At 34.3% G+C, this 17,048-nt stretch carries 17 protein-coding genes, 14 tRNA genes and 1 pseudogene; 3 read left to right on the forward strand and 29 right to left on the reverse strand.

What is annotated here, in order from left to right; translation table 11 throughout:
• Position 1: 1 nt before the first annotated feature.
• Positions 2-574, reverse strand: a complete 573-nt coding sequence (locus KCG49_RS06220; protein ID WP_218545339.1) for a DUF3109 family protein — start codon at positions 572-574, stop codon at positions 2-4.
• A gap of 90 nt (positions 575-664) precedes the next feature.
• Between KCG49_RS06220 and KCG49_RS06225 the strand changes: the two genes are divergently transcribed.
• From KCG49_RS06225 to KCG49_RS06235, 3 genes are all read left to right on the forward strand, one after another.
• The gene (locus KCG49_RS06225; protein ID WP_218545340.1) at positions 665-1,246 is read left to right on the forward strand and encodes a MarC family protein; all 582 of its coding nucleotides are present in this window, start codon (positions 665-667) and stop codon (positions 1,244-1,246) included.
• Positions 1,247-1,357: 111 nt separating this feature from the next.
• On the forward strand, positions 1,358-1,561 hold the full coding sequence (locus KCG49_RS06230; protein WP_218545341.1) for a hypothetical protein: 204 nt from the start codon (positions 1,358-1,360) through the stop codon (positions 1,559-1,561).
• Positions 1,558-2,178 carry an FAD-dependent oxidoreductase gene (locus KCG49_RS06235; RefSeq protein ID WP_218545342.1) on the forward strand — a complete coding sequence of 207 codons (621 nt, stop codon included), beginning with the start codon at positions 1,558-1,560 and terminating at the stop codon, positions 2,176-2,178. Before KCG49_RS06230 ends, KCG49_RS06235 begins: the two co-directional genes overlap by 4 nt.
• Here KCG49_RS06235 and KCG49_RS06240 read toward each other — a convergent pair.
• The 28 genes and pseudogenes from KCG49_RS06240 to KCG49_RS06375 all read right to left on the reverse strand — a co-directional run bounded on the left by KCG49_RS06240 (position 2,168) and on the right by KCG49_RS06375 (position 17,041).
• The gene (locus KCG49_RS06240; RefSeq protein WP_218545343.1) at positions 2,168-3,775 is read right to left on the reverse strand and encodes a S41 family peptidase; all 1,608 of its coding nucleotides are present in this window, start codon (positions 3,773-3,775) and stop codon (positions 2,168-2,170) included. The two genes, KCG49_RS06235 and KCG49_RS06240, sit on opposite strands and share 11 nt — an antisense overlap.
• 26 nt (positions 3,776-3,801) lie before the next feature.
• Positions 3,802-4,230, reverse strand: a complete 429-nt coding sequence (locus KCG49_RS06245; RefSeq protein ID WP_218545344.1) for a deoxycytidylate deaminase — start codon at positions 4,228-4,230, stop codon at positions 3,802-3,804.
• Positions 4,231-4,321: 91 nt separating this feature from the next.
• Complete coding sequence (locus tag KCG49_RS06250; protein WP_218545345.1) at positions 4,322-4,912, reverse strand: HupE/UreJ family protein; 591 nt, start codon at positions 4,910-4,912, stop codon at positions 4,322-4,324.
• A 240-nt stretch (positions 4,913-5,152) separates the two neighbouring features.
• The gene (locus KCG49_RS06255) at positions 5,153-6,253 is read right to left on the reverse strand and encodes a slipin family protein (RefSeq protein WP_218545346.1); all 1,101 of its coding nucleotides are present in this window, start codon (positions 6,251-6,253) and stop codon (positions 5,153-5,155) included.
• 477 nt (positions 6,254-6,730) lie between these two features.
• Positions 6,731-6,785, reverse strand: a tRNA-OTHER gene (locus KCG49_RS06260).
• 1,721 nt (positions 6,786-8,506) lie between these two features.
• On the reverse strand, positions 8,507-8,992 hold the full coding sequence (locus KCG49_RS06265) for a ribonuclease H-like YkuK family protein (RefSeq protein ID WP_218545347.1): 486 nt from the start codon (positions 8,990-8,992) through the stop codon (positions 8,507-8,509).
• A gap of 34 nt (positions 8,993-9,026) precedes the next feature.
• Positions 9,027-9,099: transfer RNA gene (locus tag KCG49_RS06270), tRNA-Phe, on the reverse strand.
• Between the two features lie 5 nt (positions 9,100-9,104).
• A tRNA-His gene (locus KCG49_RS06275) sits at positions 9,105-9,177 on the reverse strand.
• 8 nt (positions 9,178-9,185) lie between these two features.
• Positions 9,186-9,258 (reverse strand) — tRNA-Gln (locus KCG49_RS06280).
• A gap of 3 nt (positions 9,259-9,261) precedes the next feature.
• Positions 9,262-9,335 (reverse strand) — tRNA-Leu (locus KCG49_RS06285).
• Between the two features lie 4 nt (positions 9,336-9,339).
• Positions 9,340-9,413 (reverse strand) — tRNA-Leu (locus tag KCG49_RS06290).
• A gap of 12 nt (positions 9,414-9,425) precedes the next feature.
• A tRNA-Glu gene (locus tag KCG49_RS06295) sits at positions 9,426-9,497 on the reverse strand.
• A 7-nt stretch (positions 9,498-9,504) separates the two neighbouring features.
• A tRNA-Pro gene (locus KCG49_RS06300) sits at positions 9,505-9,576 on the reverse strand.
• Between the two features lie 5 nt (positions 9,577-9,581).
• A tRNA-Asp gene (locus KCG49_RS06305) sits at positions 9,582-9,654 on the reverse strand.
• Positions 9,655-9,659: 5 nt separating this feature from the next.
• A tRNA-Tyr gene (locus tag KCG49_RS06310) sits at positions 9,660-9,742 on the reverse strand.
• Positions 9,743-9,750: 8 nt separating this feature from the next.
• A tRNA-Cys gene (locus KCG49_RS06315) sits at positions 9,751-9,823 on the reverse strand.
• An 8-nt stretch (positions 9,824-9,831) separates the two neighbouring features.
• A tRNA-Ser gene (locus tag KCG49_RS06320) sits at positions 9,832-9,918 on the reverse strand.
• Between the two features lie 14 nt (positions 9,919-9,932).
• Positions 9,933-10,005 (reverse strand) — tRNA-Pro (locus tag KCG49_RS06325).
• Positions 10,006-10,155: 150 nt separating this feature from the next.
• Positions 10,156-10,228, reverse strand: a tRNA-Lys gene (locus tag KCG49_RS06330).
• Positions 10,229-11,121: 893 nt separating this feature from the next.
• Positions 11,122-11,448 carry a hypothetical protein gene (locus KCG49_RS06335; RefSeq protein WP_218545348.1) on the reverse strand — a complete coding sequence of 109 codons (327 nt, stop codon included), beginning with the start codon at positions 11,446-11,448 and terminating at the stop codon, positions 11,122-11,124.
• A gap of 32 nt (positions 11,449-11,480) precedes the next feature.
• Complete coding sequence (locus KCG49_RS06340; RefSeq protein WP_218545349.1) at positions 11,481-11,816, reverse strand: hypothetical protein; 336 nt, start codon at positions 11,814-11,816, stop codon at positions 11,481-11,483.
• Positions 11,817-11,897: 81 nt separating this feature from the next.
• Positions 11,898-12,458, reverse strand: a complete 561-nt coding sequence (locus tag KCG49_RS06345; protein ID WP_218545350.1) for a metallophosphoesterase family protein — start codon at positions 12,456-12,458, stop codon at positions 11,898-11,900.
• Positions 12,459-12,560: 102 nt separating this feature from the next.
• Entirely contained in the window at positions 12,561-12,878 is a 318-nt protein-coding gene (locus KCG49_RS06350) for a hypothetical protein (protein WP_218545351.1), read from the reverse strand.
• A 20-nt stretch (positions 12,879-12,898) separates the two neighbouring features.
• Positions 12,899-13,420, reverse strand: a complete 522-nt coding sequence (locus KCG49_RS06355) for a hypothetical protein (protein ID WP_218545352.1) — start codon at positions 13,418-13,420, stop codon at positions 12,899-12,901.
• A complete protein-coding gene (prfH, locus tag KCG49_RS06360) occupies positions 13,420-14,112 on the reverse strand; it encodes a peptide chain release factor H (RefSeq protein WP_218545353.1) in 693 nt (230 codons plus the stop codon). The genes KCG49_RS06355 and prfH overlap by 1 nt, the downstream gene beginning before the upstream one ends.
• A 13-nt stretch (positions 14,113-14,125) precedes the next feature.
• Positions 14,126-15,517: an RtcB family protein gene (locus KCG49_RS06365; protein WP_218545354.1), complete on the reverse strand. Its 1,392-nt coding sequence runs from the start codon at positions 15,515-15,517 to the stop codon at positions 14,126-14,128.
• 742 nt (positions 15,518-16,259) lie between these two features.
• A pseudogene (locus KCG49_RS06370) lies at positions 16,260-16,358 on the reverse strand (DNA polymerase beta superfamily protein); the annotation flags it as partial.
• Positions 16,359-16,369: 11 nt separating this feature from the next.
• Positions 16,370-17,041: a hypothetical protein gene (locus tag KCG49_RS06375; protein ID WP_218545355.1), complete on the reverse strand. Its 672-nt coding sequence runs from the start codon at positions 17,039-17,041 to the stop codon at positions 16,370-16,372.
• Positions 17,042-17,048: the final 7 nt, after the last annotated feature.

Raw genomic sequence — 17,048 nt, forward strand, 5'->3', positions numbered from 1 at the left:
GTTATTTTTCAAAGTTTTTCTCAGCCACCTTTTCTAGCTCGGCATACCAATCTTTACCGAATTTTCTAATCAGTGCTTCCTTAACAAATTTGTACACGGGCACTTGTAATTCTTTCCCTAGTGAACAGGCATCATCACAGATCTCCCATTTCTCGTAGTTAACACCAGAAAATTCAGAATACTCTTTTACTCGTATTGGGTACAGATGGCAGGATACAGGTTTTTTCCAAGCTATTTCACCTTGGTTATAAGCTTCTTCAATAGCACATAAAGCGGTATTCTTTTCATCAAAAATAACATAGGCGCACTCAGCTCCATTAATGAGGGGTGTTTCTAAATCTCCAAAAGCTGTTTTTACATAAGTTCCTTGGGCTTCGATGACTTCAATACCCTCTTTTCTAAGAAAAGGTTTTACTTTAGGGTAGATGTCATCGAGAATTTTTACTTCTTCTTTATCTAAAGGCGCACCAGCATCGCCATCAATACAGCAAGCTCCTTTGCATGCGGATAAATTGCACACAAAATCTTTTTCGATAATATCTTCTGAAACGATTGTTTTTCCAAGCTGAAACATGCTGCAAAAATAGTTAAACTTTACTGTAATTTAATATTGAAAATCAGTATTAAAATCGCACCTTTGCCGCGAAATTTAAAATTAGGTGTTATGGAATTAAATTTTAAAGAAATATTCACGGCATTTATGGTACTTTTTGCCGTGATAGATATTATTGGAAACATACCTATTATTATAGATTTGCGTAAAAAAGTCGGACATATTCAGAGCGAAAAAGCATCGCTCATCGCTGGTGTGATTATGATTATATTTTTGTTCGTTGGTAAAAGCTTACTTAACCTCATTGGTATCGATGTAAATTCCTTTGCTGTTGCAGGTGCTTTTATCTTGTTTTTTATTGCATTAGAAATGATTTTAGGAATAACACTCTACAAACAAGAAGATAGTAATGCCATTACCGCTTCTGTGTTTCCTTTGGCTTTCCCGCTTATTGCTGGGCCAGGAAGTTTAACAACTTTATTATCATTACGTGCGGAATTTGCTACTGAAAATATTATTGTAGCCGTTATTTGTAATGTTGTCGTTATATATATTGTGCTAAAAACGTCTGCAAAGATTGAACGTATTCTCGGTCCGAACGGAATTAACATAATAAGAAAAGTTTTTGGTGTAATTTTGCTGGCAATAGCAGTAAAATTATTTGCTCATAACATTAAGGCGTTATTGGTATAAAAGCAGATAATCTTTCTTGCAGATAGGTGTCATTTATCGGGCAATTTGGTGCTAATCAATATCGTTTAGTATTGAATTACGGTTATATTAAACTTTAAAATATAATAGAGCATGAAGATATTCACATGGATTTTAACCATTCTTGCCGTTGGCTTAATTATTTTTAATGCGACAAAGTTAAATTTTGACGCACTTTTTGAAGGTGAAAGCTATACAGCAATTCTTACTATTGTAGCTGCGTTGTGTGCTGTTATTTTACTTCAGATTCTTAGGATATCCAAAAAAATAGAAGTTCTAAGTAAAAAACACAAATGAATTTTGATGCTTTAATCATAGGAGGTGGAGCTGCAGGTTTATCTTGTGCTTTGGTTTTGGGTTCTGCTAAGGACAAAGTCTATGCAAAAGATAAGCGTATTGGTATAGTAACACACCAAAAAACTTCGCACCTTCAGAATGCACTGTTTAATAATGTTCTTGGTTTACGGCCAGGTACTTTGGGCAAGGATATTTTACAAGGTGGGAAACAGCAGCTCAAAGATTTATATCCTCATGTCAACCAAATTGATAGAGAAAAAGTTACGGCAATTTCAAAAGATATTGAAACGGATAAGTTGTTCTACATTAAGACAAACAAAAATTTATATACATCTAAAATAGTAGTGATTGCTGTAGGTTATACGAACTTAATTACGGTAAAAGGTTTAGAACATTATATTGAGCCGCATCCTAGGGCCAACCCTGAGAAAAATAGGATTTGGTTAAAAAACTCAAATCATTTAGTGGAAGAAAATCTCTATGTGGCCGGTACTTTAGCAGGTTGGCGAAGTCAGTTTTCCATAGCTTGCGGAAGCGGATCACATGTTGCTACAGACATCCTAACACTTTGGAATGATGGAAAACATACCAAGGTACACGATAAGATTACTGTTTAAAATTAGGATATTCAGTACTTAAAAAAATAATTTCTTGTACCATAATATCTTCCTTGTTCAGGATTTCTTCAAAGGCATTATCATCAAATAATTGACGTGCCAACGTTGCTTTAATGAGTCGTCTAATCTCATCATTATAAGCCACAAAAGTGATGTTGGTTCCTTCCTTTTTATTGACATATTCTTGAAAACGTACAACAATATCATCATTGACTTCAAAATTATTTATAAAATCGTACTTCGCTATATTTTCGTAAGCGCTTCGGTCTTTGTCTAATTCCTCAAAAACAAAATAGCCAAAATGGCCTCTTCGTCTTAAATAGTTAATGGTCTCATTATCAAACGAACGGTCGGTTGGGACAAATACATCAGGTATAATTCCGCCACCGCCATAGACAACTTTACCTTTTGGTGTGGTGAATTTTAAAGAATCGTCAACTTCAATACTTGTTTCGTCAGCCAATTCCCCAGTTCTTAAACGTTTGAAATAATCATTATAATAAGAGTGGTTGTCGCCATTGGTATATGGCCTTTGTATGGAACGACCTGTCGGTGTGTAATATCTTGAAACCGTTAAGCGGACTGCACTACCATCTCCCAAAGCCATTTCGCGTTGTACCAAACCTTTACCATAAGAGCGTCTTCCAACTATAATTCCTTTATCGTTGTCTTGAAGTGCACCTGCTATAACCTCACTTGCGGAAGCAGAGTTTTCATTGATTAAAATATAAATTTCACCGTCTTCAAAATCGCCTCTACCAGTTGCATAAGTGCGTTCTTCTTTTCCTTTTTTATCTCTTGTAAACAAAATTAGCTTATCATCTTCTAAAAACTCATCTGCAATTTGCTCTGCAATGCCCAAAAATCCACCAGGATTATCACGTAAATCTAAAGCTAACTTTGTTGCTCCTTGGTCTTGTAATTCATCTAATGCTGATTTGAATTCTTTAAAACTAGATTCAGCAAAGCGGTTCATTTTTATGTAGCCTAACTCATCTGTAAGCATATAAGATGATAAAACACTTTTAATTGGGATGTTCTCTCTCCTTAAGTTAAATTCTAAAAGATTATCTTCCCCTTTTCTGTAAACAGTTAATTTTACCTTTGAGTTTTTATTTCCCTTTAGTTTTTTGGATATAAAATCGCTGGTGACGTTTTTACCATAAATAACTTCGTCGTCCGCTAACAAAATTCGATCCCCACTCATTATACCTGCACGTTCACTGGGCCCACCTTCTGAGGGCTTAATAACAGCTATAGTGTCTTTGTAAGGGTAATAATTGATGCCAATACCCACAAAATCACCTTTCATGTTTTCGGTAATTCGTTGTAAATCTTCTTTAGGAATATAAGTAGAGTGTGGATCTAGGTTGTCTAAGATTCCGTTTACCGTAACGTCTACTATGCTATCTGTGTTGACTTCATCAACATATTCATAGTCAATGTAATCTATAAGACGATTGAGCTTATCTTTTTTGCTATTGGTTGTAAAGAGATTATCGGAGGTATCAGTGAAATTTAACTTTCCGCCAATGACAACTCCTACCGCAATGGCGATTCCGATGATAAGTGGTATGTATTTATTTTTTGTTGCCATACGATTTCCCATTAATAGTGGGAATATTAATCTATATCTTCAATATGTTCTAATTCTATACCAGCTTTTGATAAAAATTGTAAGCCAGAATCATCCTTATATCCTTTGTGATAAACTACTCTAATTATACCAGCTTGATGAATCAATTTACTACACTCCTTACAAGGTGATAATGTGATGTACAATGTAGCGCCCTTAATCGATTGGGTCGATGCAGCTACCTTTAAAATAGCGTTGGCCTCTGCATGCAGTACGTACCATTTGGTATAGCCTTCATCATCTTCGCAATAGTTTTCAAAACCTGTTGGCGTACCATTATAGCCATCAGAAATTATCATCCGATCTTTAACAATAAGCGCACCAACTTGCTTGCGCTTACAATGCGATAGTTTTCCCCATTCTCGGGCAATACGTAAATAAGCTTTGTCGTAACGTAACTGTTTTTTCTTTGGCATTAACTATACATACAATGTAGGTAACGAATATAAAAGGATAGAATTGTATAAACAATTTAGAAGCCGTTAAAGTTTTACCAAACTTTTAAAATCAATTCAGCAATTCACTTTCAATTATCATAGGGATAACGAGTCCAATTACTACAGATGACAGTACCATTACCCAATCGCGACGTGAAAACCTAAAGATAGTTTGACATAAAAACCCTAAAAATAAAACTACAAAAACAATAATAATTTGTGCAATTTCAATGCCTAAAGCAAACTCAATAAGAAGCTCTACTTTATTTTCGGATTGACCTGCAAACATTTTAAATTCTCTAGCAAAACCTAGTCCATGTACCAACCCAAAGAATAAAGTCGTAAAAAACAAGAGTCCAACTTTAGTGTTTTTATCTTTTTTACCTGCAGTAAATACGTTGTAGATTGCCGTAATTAATATAGTTAAGGGAATTAAAAATTCAACGAGTTTTCCATTAACACTGACAACTCCATAAGCTGCCAATACCAATGACAAGGTATGACCTAAGGTAAACATGGAAACTAAAAGTAATACGCGTTTCCAATCTCTAAATATATAAGGAACGGCTAATACCATTAAAAAGAGAACATGGTCATAACCGTTAGGGTCTAATACATGGTTGATACCATATTGTACATTAAACCAAAAGTTATCTAACATAATTTAATTCATTTGGGATGAATCAAAGTTACGATTAAAATTCATAAAAATGCTTTAAGATTAATGTGATGTTTTTATGGTTTGTCAAAGTGCTATTACAAAACCTTTAGTAAATTAAATACAATAGTGATGGATGTTTAATCTAAGCTATCATCAAAAACTAATCCAATGGATCTTTAAACATAAGTAGGTATACATAATAAAGTAAAAATGCATTAACCTAAATTAATGCATTTTCCATTACTTATTCACAGAGAAAATATCCTTTAATTGTTCAATCACGTTACCGTTTCCTGCAACTGTAATTTCTCCAATTTTATCAGCGATTTTCTCTACATATTCCATCTCTTTTAATTTAAACAACATGCTGTTGTCTTCCATTAATTTTGCGGTATTTAACAAGCTTCGTGTAGATGCTGTTTCTTCACGTCTAGTTACCACATTAGCCTGTGCTTTTTTGTGAGCAATCAATACTTGGTTCATAATATCTTTCATATCACCTGGCAAGATTACATCTCTAATACCTGTATGCAATACGTTTACACCCAATTTGCTAGCCTGTGCTTTCACATCGTTTAAAACTGCTTTAGCAATCGTTTCCTTTTGCTCTAACAATTCGTCTAATGTATAAGCCCCAACAAAGGCTCTCAATGCTAACTGTAAGATACTATACAATTGCTTTTCGTAATCTTTGTTATGCATTAAAGCAGTCTCAATGTTTGCAACTTTATATTGTGCATAAAAATTAATACGAACATTAGCCTTGTCTTTAGTTAACAATTCCTGACCAGCAATTTCTAATTGCAATTGACGCATATCAGCTTTTGCGATTTTAATAGTTTGGTCATTTTTCCAGAAATGGTAGGTGCCATGTTCTAAAGTTTTTACAAACTTATCGTTAACAATCATAATTGCTTTTTCGAAAGCTGCAACCTCAAATACTCTAATGTATTGGCGTAATTCTGGCTTATTGTAAATTGCTTTTTCAATGGCCTCTGTAATCTCGATTTTACTCAAATCTGTAGTTACAAATTTATAATCGATCAAGCTATTCCAATACGTATAACGACCAGCAGTTAATACCTGCTTAAAATTGCCATTTTCGTATACCAAAACAATCTCATTATCCTTAACCTCAATAACGGTTAATAGCTCTGCCAATGCCTGATCTTTAAGTAAGATCTCTAAGGCTCTTGGCGTATTGAATGGTTGAGACAGGCTGTATTTTACAACTTTGGCTCTAAAGCCTATCCAATGCTTACCTTCAGTAATAACACGTGTGTAATTACCATTTTTAAACACTAAACCGACCATACCAGCATGAATTCTTACTCTTTGCATTATTTCTAAATTTTTGTTCTGATATTTCTATTTTTTCAGATCAGAACGGTTAAACATTTATAATAGAATTCTCTCTATGAGAATGACTATTTTTTGGTAAAACAAAGCGAAAGAAAACCATCTTTCTAACTACGGAAATACAACTGATTTAAAGTGTTATTTAGTATTGTTTTTTAGATGATTAATCAACCCCTAGACATGAGTATCCTCAAACCTTTTGATTGAAAAATGAATCTTTAAAAGAATACCAAAAACTGCTTAAAATACATGTGTATCTCAAGGTGCTGTCTAGACTGCGCCAACAACAAGTTGCCTTTGCCAGTTTAAATTCACTTTGTTTTTTGCCGTTTAAAGTGTGACACACTTGGTGGTCTTTTTTACAAGTGACCTTCTTCTTGAAAAGATGGATTTTAAGTCCATTTTCAAACTGTAACTGAAATACAGCGCGTCTGCCAGTTCCGCCACAAGACCATCTGATCTTGGTAGGATTCGAACCTACACTTGAATCTATTGCTCTAACCAACTGAGCTACTTCCCCTTATTTGCGGTATAATTTGTGGGGAAGATGGGAGTCGAACCCATGACACATAGAATGGTGATTATTATTTGGCAAATAATCAACGCCTTCAAGTCAAGTTGCATATACTTATCTAATGCCAATTGGCAAGGATGTATACAATAGTGCTATACCGAAACACGTAACAAGACTTGCTTGATGCTATGAGGCTATTTTATAAAGGGTTTATATTGTCATTCAGAGCAAAGCGATGAATCTTATTTTTCTGAAATTCAGAAGTTTTAATAATTGTAAAGATTCTTCATTTCATTCAGAATGACACTCTTCAAATAGCCTTTCTTATTAATAAGAACGCTGTACCTCTTACCGGATTCGAACTGGTACTTCTGTTAAAACAGACAGATAGGCTCTAAATGCGCTTCCCTACTTTACATCCTGTGTTTTTCGGTGCTTCTGCAAAACCTAGTCATTGGCGGGTGAACCACCAACCACATCATCCTATCACTCCACGGCTCCGTAATCTTTTTCCGCAGCTCTTCCTTTTAAGCTAAAGAGGTAAATTAATATTTTAAAAAGCGTTCTGAGAATACCTTCGCTTTAGGATAAGCTTTCTTAGGATTATAGCCGTAGCCCTTCCCTAATTTTCCACGCGCTTCTCATTGCTTAGAGAATTACGTACTTATCCGATGCCTAATGGCGTTACAGCCGTTCAGCGACTTAGACTTGGCCTGCATAGTGGTATTATACCACGCTTTGCAGTTACAAGGGTTGGCTCCCTTACCATTCATAGACGTCCTCTTTTAAGGCGGCCTATTAGAATGTTCACTACACAGTAAAGGTTTGCGGCCTCTACTGTCCCATATATTGCAATGGGTTTAGGCAACTACTAGCTGCTGTAACGTTCGAAGTCTTTTGCGTTTGTATGAAAAAATACAATGCTCACCTGAGCTATCCTTCAATTGGTGTAGGATTGGGATTTGAACCCAAAAATGTTTGACCTAGGAAAAGGGCTTCGAAAATGGCTCCGTAGATTTTGGCCTACAAAATACCAGCCTTCTCCTTGTATACCTCCCAGTATACGGTATGTTAAGTCGCCGAATAATTTCTTACCGGGTTACTTTAATACTGCAATGCGCTCCGCTAGGTTGGATGACCTACACGTAACCCATTACTACAACTTTTCCTATTGATGTCTCCATCTTAAGCCTAATTTCTGTCGGCTATAAGCTCTTATCTACGTCAGCGGTTGCCCCTTGCAAATAGTAACTTATGTGAGTTGCTTGCTTACCTGTACTGTTCTCGTAAGAAAACAGTCTCCATTTACAGTGTCTGTAAACAGATTTATCCTTGTTACCAAGTTTATCTAAGGACGATAAGCCACCCCATCACTCGATAATAGAGATTAACAAATGATGATTTTTATATTAATGAAACTATATATAGTCTCAATTTATGTCAATGAACATTTTTTATGAAGCTCTGCCAGCTTCGATATCTGGCAGAGCACTACTTGTAAAGTCTGATTCCAAAAGACTTTTATAGATTCTCGACTTCTCGAGAATGACAGTTGTCTGTCAATTACACTACAAATATTTTAAGCTACTGCGCAATGTTTATGCGCAGTAAAAATTATTTTATTTAACCCTTTTTATTTAGAATTCCGCCAGGTCTTAGGTTAATTAAAACCCAGCAGAATCCCTTAGAAAAGAATAGGAACCTATTCTAGAGTGAAGTATTTATACCACCTTATCTGCACAAGATGAACTTGCAAAGGCATATGGTTTCGCTTTAAATACAAATCCCATTCCTAGTATATAACCCATAGCATCTTTAAGTGCTACATTTGATTGAAATTTTGGATCTGTATTAATATCAGCGTGTACCTCAAGCTCTACATTATAGGTTTCAAGAATATTACAGATCGCATAAGCCACTTCTACAGACATGGTTACCTCTTTTAGCATACGCTCTTTAATACCAATCTTTGTGCTTCCTTTAAGGTTTCGGATGAACATAAAACCACCCTTACCTTCTCGAAGCACTACAACTACGGTTGCGTAAGCAATATGACCTTGGTAAGCTTGCGAATCTGAACCTACGCAAATCTTTAAGCGATGCCCAGCTTTTTGTTCTCTAACAATAGCATCTTTTATCAGCTTTGTAATTGGTTCATCAAAGGTTTTACCACTCATAGTTCTCCATTTTTGTTGAGTTGGTTTCATGATTTCCTCTTTTTTTAGTTAAAAAATTAATTAGTGGAACAAACTGGACTCGAACCAGTATCTCCTGGGCTTCAACCAGACGCATTGACCAACTTTGCTATTGTTCCATTTTGGGTGACTTCGGGATTCGAACCCTGTTCTTCTCATTCACAGTGAGACGTTTTACCAAATAAACTAAAGACACCATATTTTGAAAACCCGATAGGACTCGAACCTATACCTCAGGAGTCAAATTCCTGTATGCTCACCATTTACATCACGGGTCTATGTACTCCACCTTGGATTCGAACCAAGACTAAACGGGGCTTAAACCCGATGCCTCTTCCAGTTGGGCTAGTGGAGCATAGTATGGGGAGAGAGATTCGAACTCTCAGATTCCTGATTCTAAGTCAGGTGCGTTTGCCATTTTCGCCATCCCCACATTTAATATTTGTATTCCGTAGGGGAATCGAACCCCTAATTCCACATAGAAAGTGTGGCGTCTTAACCATTTGACCAACGGAACATTTTTGTCTGAGAAGCAGGATTCGAACCTGCGACCTCTCGCGTCCAAGGCGAGTAAACAACCACCGTTATCTTCCCAGATATGCAGTACTGACGGGATTCGAACCCGCAACTTTCCGAGAGACAGTCGGATGCACTAGCCATTGTGCTACAGTACTATTTGTGGAAGCGGTAGGACTCGAACCTACAAGCTCCGAAGAGACCAGATTTACAGTCTGGAGAGCCAACCAATTACTCAACACTTCCAAAATTTGAGACAAGGATGAGATTCGAACTCATAGATAACGGATTTGCAATCCGTCGCCTTAACCATTCAGCCACCTTGTCATTTTTAGCGGAGAGCAAAGGAATCGAACCTTCACCACTTTTACATGGACTTGATTAGCAGTCAAGCGTAACAAACCAGTATTTACCTACTCTCCATTAATTATTTTAGTCTGAGAGACAGGATTTGAACCTGCAACCTCTCGCTTCCAAAGCCAGTAAACTATCCATCGTTATCCTCTCAGTTTTGCGGAAGGAGCGAGGTTAGCTCATGTGATTTCTATTTTATTAAATAAGTATTCGTGAATGCTTTGCATTTCGAACTCGCAAGGCCTATTAAAGCTCAACAATTTTCAAGATTGTTTCAGTCACCTATCTGATTGCCCTTCCTTTTGTTGACGCGGTGAGGATCGAACTCACAACCCCTCGGTTAAAAGCTGAGTGCTCTGCCAATTGAGCTACGCGTCACTATTTTTTATTTCAATGAACACCATAAAAAAAGCGCCTCGTTTTACGGAAGGCGCTTTCTTTATATCTATGAATACATATCTATGTATCCATAACCCTCCTAGTATATATTGTAAATCTTTCATCATTCCCTGCCACGACCATGTATTTCGGCGAACTTATGCAGAGACGTATTTGAATAGTATATTGTAAATAGTTTGTCATTTGTTTTTTAATTATTTCGACGGTGCAAATATGAAATGCATTTTTGAATTATGCAAGAAAAATTACAATTTAATTTACTGATAATCAGTTAGTTAATTTAAATTTGGATAATATAACCCCTGTCCGTATGTCTACGGATTCTCAACATGTTTACAATGGCCTGTCTCTCAATTGTTTCACTGTTTATTTAGTTTCTATGTTATTGTTTTATAGCTTCAAAATATTTTCAAAAAAAATTATGTTTAGATCCCGAAATAAATTCAGGATGATTTCAATTAATAAGTTTTAATTCGCTCTTTTAGCTTTTAAAACTTAAGTTTCAAACAAAAAAGCGCCCAACTTTTAGGTTGGACGCTTCATATTATCGTTTTAATAGTATTTAAATCATATTCAATACTTAAAATTAGATACAAAACGTCCTGAGATGGTACTCAGTAAAATAACTGCCCATCTATAATCGCCGCATTCATTAAAGTGCGACATCGGTTGTTTATGTATCTGTTTTGTAATCATTTATTATTACTGTGTCGCAAATATCTAATTTTAATTTTGTTACGCAAATATTAAAATAGATGTACGTAATGTTTTTACGTACTAAGCAGCTTTTTTCAGAATCAGTATTCTTAATGATCTTTAAGTGAGTAGTGTCCAAATTTAGTAGCTTGAAATATCTTTAGCTTAACATACATTTAGATAATACTATTTTCTCTTCTTCTTTTTTGAAGGCTTTGATAGCAGTTATCACATACTGCATCTGAACGGCAAAAACTAAAAGAATCAGGATCATCCGTATATTTAACAACCATGCCCATCTGTTTAAACTCTTTTCTTGTTTTTTTTGAAAATATGCTCTTATATTGTTTTTTAAGAGCCTTTCTTTCGTCTTCACTTAATAACTCAGAATATTTCAATTCAACTTTTAGTCGATCTCCATTTTCAGTAATACCAAGCTCTTTTAACTTATCTTGAATCACCGCATTATTCTCAATCATATTGAGAATATTTTCTTTTGACATTATTCCACATTCAGGGCTCATTTTTTAATCTTTTATTTATTTCTTCTTATTTCCATCAAGTCATTGTAACAATAATCACATACGGCATCAGTATAACATATTCTAATATGTATTTTACCAGCACCATATTTAAAAAACATATTCTTGCCCATTTCTGATTTAGAAAATTCGGGTAAAAATTCTTCTATTTCACTAAAGAGATGAGCCTTCTCTTTGTTAGTTAGTAGTTCTGAATATTTTAACTCAACTTTCAATTTGTCATTATCCTCAACTATACCCAAATCCTCAAGTTTCTTATTAAGTAATTCGTTATTGTTGATTAACTTCAATATATCTGCTTCTGTCATTTCTTTACAACCCGTTTCCATTATCTTTTGTTTAAATTTTTACTTCATTGTTTTAATATACATAATTAAGTTCAATATGAAATACTATATAACCATTTGTGATTATTTAAATGGAGGTGCCCATGTTTTTTGACCCATAATGGCTTTGACTTCTTCGTAAGTAATCGGATAAAAGTCGTGGCAATCCACACCAACATCAAAACTATTACTATTAGGATCATCTGGTAAGCTACCGTGTGAGTGTCCGTATAAATGCCATGTACCTCTAAAGCTAGATCGCCAAACTCGCATCGCATAATGCAAGAGAATGATCTTTTGCTTGCCATTAGGTGCATCAGCATCATTGACATTAAGCTCAAAGTAATCTTTTATCCATTCGAATCGGTTGGGATTTGCTAAAGCTGATCCTTCGTGATTACCTCGAATGAGGAAGATCTTACCATTCAACTCATCTAAAATATCTCGCATACGCTCTGCTTTGCAGAGACCAAAATCACCTAAATGGTAAACTTTGTCGTGTTTATTAATGCGAGAGTTCCAACGTTTTATGAGTTCTTCGTCCATCTCTTCAACTGTTTCAAAAGGTCGGTTGGTGAACTTTATAATATTGGTATGACCAAAGTGATGGTCTGACGTAAAGTATATGTTTCTTGTTGTATTCATGTTTTCTATTTCTCACCTTTCGACTGCGCCGAAGGCAAGCTTCGGTGGGAATCTCATATTTTAAAACCTACAAGGTTGTCTAAACCTTGCAGGTTATTATTGTTAGTGTTTAGATTCATACATTTTGTCTCTGCTATCTATTTCGCCTAAGGGGCTTCCTTTGAAAGTTAAAATGTTGATGAATCCGTTGTCTTCATTTATTAAAGAATCTTTCTCTTTAACGGCACCAATTGATTTGTTTCCATAGTCACCAGTAAGTTTTTGGGTTGCCGGATCGACATCTCCCCAAAGCTTGGTGGATTTTCCATGGTCAATGGGTTCAACAAAATAGGTAATTCCTGTAATTTTACTACTTACAATAAATCGTCCTGTTCTATCTGTTCCTGTTAGGAATCGTTTTAATAATTCTTGTCGTCTCATAACAGTACGTTTTTAATTTATTATTCCTTTTTCTTTTTGCCTTTTTTTACTTTTCTCTTCTTGTCTTTCGGCATTTTATCCTTGATTCGAGACTTAGCTCCGTCAATATCACTCATAAAACTGCCATTATAGGTGTGACGTTTTGCTAACTTAAGTTGTAATAAAGCTTCTTTGTAGCAGACTTTTTGCTCAAAAAGAATAGCTTTTTTGTAATATAATATCGCTTTGTCAGAACCCTTCACAGTTAAAGCAAAATCGATAAAGCGTTCTGCCTCTTCATAATCCTCATTCCATAATAAGAGATTTAGATAATGCGGATAGATATGAAATGCATTGACGTTTTCTGCTAAGGCCTCAGCATATGCAGATTTAGCTTTTTCGTAATCGTATAAAGTTTCTGCATAAATACGTCCCATTAAACATAAAGCCATGGTATTCTTCTCATCATAAGACAAGGCATAGTTTAAAGCTTCTATAGCTTCCTCTAATTCATAAGGATATGCATCTAATGCTTTAAATATATAGTTATTTACTAGTGTCATTATTTTAATTGTTTACGCAAATCAGTTTTTAATTGATTTCGTTTTGATTTATAATTCTTTTCTTTTTTCTGAATCTTAAAATCTGATCCTTTAAAAACTCGAATAGGGTTACTACGTTGTAAATTCAAATGATTTTCCCATTGGTTTTTAATTTCAGATTGTAATTGCGCAATGTTATGCTCAGCAATTTTTTCTTGCAATCGTTTCAACGCTATTTTTTTGTTCTGATGTTGTGATCTGCTATCCATTACCAAAACTTGTATACTTGTTGGTTTATGCGTTGCGCGTATAGCAGAACTCACTTTATTAACGTGTTGCCCGCCTGGGCCTGAACTTCTTATGGCTTGATATTGTACTTCATTTTCATTTATAGCAGTTGTCGTTTTACTTTCTATTTCATAAATACCAATAAACCAGTTTTTACGCTTATGAAACTTTCGAAATGACGATTTCCCTATCCATTGTATTGTCCCTAACCAGTCTATTAAAAAAGATTCTAATTCTTTTCCTTGTAATTGAATAGTTGCAGACTGTAGCGTTCTGTTTTCAGTACCATGTTCTCTTTGTAAAAGCGTATAATTTATTTTAGCTTTTTTTATATCTTCAATGAGATACTTTAAAACTTGAGCTACAACCCAGCAACATTCAACAGGCCCTCTACCAGCTGTTATTTGTATAGTTTTTATTTTCATTTTTCTTTTAAAATTATTTATCCATTCTTACAATTTTTGGTGTAAACGTGCCTAACACTTCTACCAATTCTTGTTGATTGTTCATTACTTTTTTTATGTTTTTGTACGCCATTGGTGCTTCGTCTACACCTCCACCAATTAGGGTAACATCGTGTTTTTTCAATTGAGATTTAATATCGCTTTTAGTGAACTTTTCCTTACACTTTCTACGCGAATGCAAACGTCCTGCACCATGCGAAGCGGAATTTAAACTCTCACTGTTTCCCAAGCCTTTTACAATATATCCTGGTGCCGTCATAGAACCCGGAATAATGCCTAGTTCGCCTTTATTTGCTGGTGTTGCACCTTTACGATGTACAATGCATTCGTTACCATTGATAGTTTCTTTCCACGCAAAATTGTGATGATTTTCAATCTTTGCAATGGCTTTTGAACCTAATAGTTTAGCAATGCGATAATGAATATCGTCATGACAAGCTTTAGCATAATCGCCAGCCAAATTCATGGCTAACCAATATTCTTGTCCGTCGTGCGTATTCAAATCTAACCAAGCCAAATGTTGCACATGTTTTGGTAATGGACACTGTTTAGTAGCCAAATAAGTATAATGTTTAGCAATATTTGCGCCTAATCCTCTTGAGCCGCTATGTGATAAAACACCAATGTATTCGACTGTTTCTAGATTCCATTCGTTGTTAACATCTGTAATAGTTACTTTTCCAAACTCTACAAAATGATTACCACCTCCAGAAGTTCCTAATTGCTTAAAAGCTTTTACTTTTAACTTTTTTAACAATGGAATATCATTGAATTCAGCACGTTCAAAAATTTCATGATCGTGTTTTTTATCGTGTGTTTCGTACATTCCAAACTTGGTATGCTCTTTTAAAATATTTTCCAATTGATGTTGTTTTCCTTTTAAAAAACTTGCTTTAATTGGATAAATAGTTAAACACATTCTACAACCAATGTCAAAGCCTACTCCATACGGAATTACCACATTGTCAGTTGCTAAAACACCGCCGATTGGTAATCCGTAACCTGAATGTGCATCAGGCATTAACGCACCTTGCACAGCAATTGGCAACTTTAAAGCATCGTACAACTGATATTTTGCTTGATCGTCAATTTCGTTTTCACCATAAATAGTAAACGGCGCTCTGGTATTGTTTAGTTGATGAAATCTAACCTCAACAGGCTTAATTAAACCTTCAGCTACTTTTCCCCAAATAGCATTGTTTTCAAACTTTTCAGGGTTTTGCAACACTTCTTTGGCTTCTTCTAAAATACGTTCTTTTTTTTCGCGTTTTCTATATCTGTTAATTTGCCCTAAAGCAATATTGATACTGTTGTTTTTTGGAAAGCCTAATTTTATTAGGTCTTTTCCTTTTAATTTATTTCCCATTATTTTGAGACATTAATTGTTAGGCATTAAACATATAGATGTGTAATGCTGAAAAAATTGATGGTAAGTCTCAGAAATTGAAGGCTAATCAAAAAGATGGTAGCATAGAAAAATCCGAAACTTTAGTGGCGCTTCGGATTCTTCATAATTATTAAATAGAATTCTTTACTTTCTATTGGTTTATAAAGTTCCGAAGTAGGTGCAAAAAGAGTCCTAGCCCTTTTGGTACACTTGTTTGTATTTGATACTTAAACATTTTACTTCGTTTTATTTAGATTGTGCTTTAACAATCGAGTGGTATTTTATGCTTTATTGCGGTGCAAATATAAAATGGAATTTTTGAAATTTCCAAATAAAATTTGAGTTTAATTTTTTGATAATCAGTTATTTACGATTGATTAAGGCAATAGAATTTCTGTCCGTATACTACAGATAACAGCTATTTTTTATAACTGATTGTTAGGCTGATATTTAGCTTTAAACTCACATTTTTTCAAGTCAGAAAAAAATTATAAAAAAAAGCGTCCAAGAAATTGGACGCTTTTTAGATTTTATATCTTTTTTAAAGTTTTTACCTATTTCATATTTAACAGAAATAGCTTTTCAGCATCCTTTTTATGTTTTGTTAGTCTATAAATCATCGGTTTTAACTTTGTTTTGTTTGTATTATTAGTTGCAAATATGCAAGAATTAATGGGTTGTTTGCAAATTATCGGTATAAAATTTTGTTCTTAGTATGCTTAAACCCCCAAGCTCTGCTTCCTGATTCTACAGCAAATAAGATTTCTATATTTTTATCTTTCTCTATTTCTGAGAGCTTATCTAGTATTTTGGTTTTCATAATGTTTTAATTTACGTACTTGCTCTTCGAGATTCTAATAAACTATAGGCAATAGAAACTCTGTTTGCCAACTCTTTATCATTTGTTTCAAAAAACAAAGCTTCTACTTTATCAAGCATTTTTTTACTTGAATAAAATCTTAGTAATCTATCATCTACTTTATAAAAGTATCCATTTATTTCACCTTCAACTATTTCATAAATTAACTTTTTTGAATTAGACTTTGTCAAAATATCAGATAGCTTTTCAAATTTATTATATTCTAGATTTAGTAGAATGAAATCATTGATATTTTTTGAGTTCTTATCCAAAGCATTAATCAGTAGAGCTTCAAAATAATTTACTATAGCATTAATCTCATTTGTATCCCAAGTTTTCCACTTATTATAGTTCAATTTTTCAAAAGTTGTAAAATCATTAACAACTTCTGTGTTTTGCATTAGCTCTAATATCCTTGGTAAAAAATGTTTATAATCATTAATGCATCCAAAGGTTGTTGTAGCTGAAGTCATAAAATGATACAAGTCGTTTTCAGTTAATTTTCTCATTGGTTTAGAAAGTAATTGTTTTATTTCTTCATCAGAAACACAACAGTCACAACTTCTAGCTCTTAAATTTCCTTCAATCGTATATTTTGAAAAAATTGAATATAAATTCTCTGTAGATTTTTTAATTGTCATCATCTCTCAT

Origin of the sequence: Winogradskyella luteola (assembly GCF_019203985.1) — a bacterium.
Lineage (GTDB): Bacteria > Bacteroidota > Bacteroidia > Flavobacteriales > Flavobacteriaceae > Winogradskyella > Winogradskyella luteola.